The 2,838-nt window shown below is 61.5% G+C and carries 4 protein-coding genes; all 4 read right to left on the minus strand.

What is annotated here, in order from left to right:
- Window positions 1–41 precede the first annotated feature (41 nt).
- Window positions 42–506 (minus strand): hypothetical protein, encoded by a 465-nt coding sequence (locus tag EVS83_RS15260; RefSeq protein ID WP_246022999.1) that lies wholly within the window; start codon window positions 504–506, stop codon window positions 42–44.
- A gap of 30 nt (window positions 507–536) precedes the next feature.
- Window positions 537–902 carry a hypothetical protein gene (locus EVS83_RS15265; RefSeq protein WP_133502027.1) on the minus strand — a complete coding sequence of 122 codons (366 nt, stop codon included), beginning with the start codon at window positions 900–902 and terminating at the stop codon, window positions 537–539.
- A gap of 128 nt (window positions 903–1,030) precedes the next feature.
- Entirely contained in the window at window positions 1,031–1,462 is a 432-nt protein-coding gene (locus tag EVS83_RS15270; protein ID WP_133502029.1) for a hypothetical protein, read from the minus strand.
- Window positions 1,463–1,522: 60 nt separating this feature from the next.
- Complete coding sequence (locus EVS83_RS15275; RefSeq protein WP_133502031.1) at window positions 1,523–1,927, minus strand: hypothetical protein; 405 nt, start codon at window positions 1,925–1,927, stop codon at window positions 1,523–1,525.
- Window positions 1,928–2,838 lie beyond the last annotated feature (911 nt).

A 2,838-nucleotide genomic window follows, 5' to 3' on the forward strand; every position in this document is an offset into this window, starting at 1 on the left:
CGTCGGCTTGGACGAATTGTTAGCCGTTGAGCAGGCTGTACTCACAGCTGATCAAAGGCAATGTAACTGCACTTGCCTTGCATGACGCTCGCCTTGGTGATCAGCACGCCGTCTCCGGCGCGGCTAAGGGTGTGCAGATACTCGAGGCCACCTGAAGCGTTCTCGAGGAAGGTGTAGACCTCTGCGGTTTTGCCCGGATAGACGACGAGTACCGAAAAAGACTTCTCGCCGCGATTTAGCGGAATGACGGTGCCGCCGTCCCCGCGGGCAGAGATGATGTCCTTTCGTGTGTCGACGAAGAGGATGTCGTACTCACCCTCGGCGATCTTCGGGAGCTTCGTGATGCCACCAGTGATCTTCTCATCCTGCCAGCCGCTATCGGCCTTTTTGACGATCCCCGTTTCAGGGAAGTACCCCTTGCCACTCGGATCGGAGCACGCCGCAATGTCGCCTGCGTGGACAGTGAGGCTAACGAACGCGGCGGCAAGGAAAGCTACGAGCTTCACGGAAGTCTCCATCAATGGCTAACACCTGAGTTAAGCCGCGCCGCGAAGCGGCGTCGGCCTGGACGAATTGTTAGGGCTCAGGCCGGTGACCTTGAGCCGGCACTTGTAGCCGCCCTGCCCGGATTCGAGGTTGTCCGAGAGCATGAGCTCGTAGACACCGGGGCGAAACACGGCTTGGGGCTTCGCGCCGGCAGACCAAGCAGCCGACTGCAGCGTGGCGGGAATCTGCAGGTGCGTGCGACGGGCCAGCTCAGCAGGCTCAACCAGGTTTGTCTGCCCGGCAGGTGGACCGGCGACGACAAGGAAGAACCATGCGCCATCGGAAATCCTGTGGACTGCCAGCTCCCGGCCAGCGCCCGGTGCCATCCGGACCGTGAAGGGCTTTCCAGCCTGCACGGCGCTAGGGCAGGAGAGTGCACGCGAGCTGATGCTCCAATGAGCCTCTTCAGCTCGAGCAGGCGCATGCAGCACGAGGCCAAGTACACAAGTGGCGACAATCCTTCTCATGAGCCCTAACACCTGAGTTAAGCCGCGCCGCGAAGCGGCGTCGGCTTGGACGAATTGTTAGGCGCCAAGCGATGAACCTTGAGCACCTTGTCGACGCGCAGCATGAGACGAGTTCCGGGCTTTGGCCAGACGATAGGTTCATTTACCACGGTGCCCTCCACCTCCATCCACGCGGAGCCCATAGGCGGGAGCCCGATGCGGCCCATGGCTTTCCAAACGTGCTCATCGGCGTCCGTGAGCGCGACCAGCTCCCGCCAATCGGACGAGCCGCAAGGCTCGATCTGCATGCCGTGCATGTGCGACGCGACGCAACCCGATACCCGGACCTTATGGCCCACGTGGGCGGCGATGGTTTCGGCGAGCCTAGCGGGACTCAACGCAATCGGCTGACCGGCATTCGCTTGGCCGGTGAGGGCGCTGAAAGCCAACAGAAGCGCATGACGTTTCATTCTGGCGCCTAACACCTGAGTTAAGCCGCGCCGCGTAGCGGCGTCGGCTTGGACGAATTGTTAGGCCCCGAGCTTGAGCTGGTCCGAGCGCCAAAGCCCGAAGCGCTGGAGCCCCCAGAAGGCCGGCAAGTTCGTCTTAATGAGCTTGAGCCCGGGCGAGCAGCCTTTGCCGCCGAACTCGCTGTGCGAAAGACACCGCTCGACATGGAAGGACACGGTCTTGCCGGACGGGAACGCGACTAACACCGTTCCTTTTTGCGTGGACCAGTGACCCTTGAGGCGTGATCGAGGGCCTGATGCGTACTCACCAGGCTCCCATTCGTGGCTCTTGAGCTCAGCATCACCGGATGGGTTGAGTACCAGCTCTAGTTCGTACTCGGTCTCAGTAACCGCTACATAGCGGCCGGTTGGCGGCGGCGCGGCGGCTGCGACGGTGGCGGCTAGCAGTAGGGACCACACACTCATTGCAGCGTTCCTCCGGGGTCTAACACCCTGAGTTAAGCCGCGCCGCGAAGCGGCGTCGGCTTGGACGAATTGTTAGGCGGCAACCGCCAGCACGCGGCCGTTACCCACGACGCCACCATGCCACACCGTGAACTGCGTGCCCGCGGGAAAATGCTCGACGGCCTCTGGGAATAGGAAATCCGCTTGTACTCGGGACGCCTGGCCCAACGGCAGCTCCCCAGGGAACCGCAGCCGGACTGAGCAATATTGCCCGCCCACACCGAGAACCGTGCGCCACTCGTCACCTGGAATCGGCGCGGAGAGGCCGCCTTGGGCAGCAAGGATCACTTCAAGCTCTAGTTGAGTAGCCATTGCCGCCTAACACCTGAGTTAAGCCGCGCCGCGAAGCGGCGTCGGCTTGGACGAATTGTTAGGCGGACGCACTGAGTGAACCCGCCGGCCAGCGTGCCAAGGTGCGTGCAACTGCTTCAGCAAGCTGCATGACCGGCGGACGCTCACACTCAAACCACTTTGCAAAACTCTGGGCTAGGCGATCGAGGTGCTCCGGTGAGAGCGAGACGAGGTCATCTAGCTTCACACCACGACCGAACACTGCCCAGATTGCTTCGCAGCACTCTTGGGGAGACGCTTCGAGAAATGGAACTGGCGGGCTCACCAGATTTCCAAACTCCTCCCCATTGCCGATTCGAAATCTGCCCGAAGCTATTCTTCAGACGCCATGATCTCTCCTCAGCCGCCTAACACCTGAGTTAAGCCGCGCCGCGAAGCGGCGTCGGCTTGGACGAGTTGTTAGGCCCATAGCGACTGATGATCCGCATGCACTCTTCCAACAAAGCCTTGCGGTGTCGGGCTTCCACCTTAGCCAAGGCGCCTTCCAATTCCCAGAAAAGAGCTGGCGCGTAGTGCAAACG

This window comes from Cognatilysobacter terrigena, assembly GCF_004361065.1.
Taxonomy (GTDB): Bacteria; Pseudomonadota; Gammaproteobacteria; order Xanthomonadales; family Xanthomonadaceae; genus Cognatilysobacter; species Cognatilysobacter terrigena.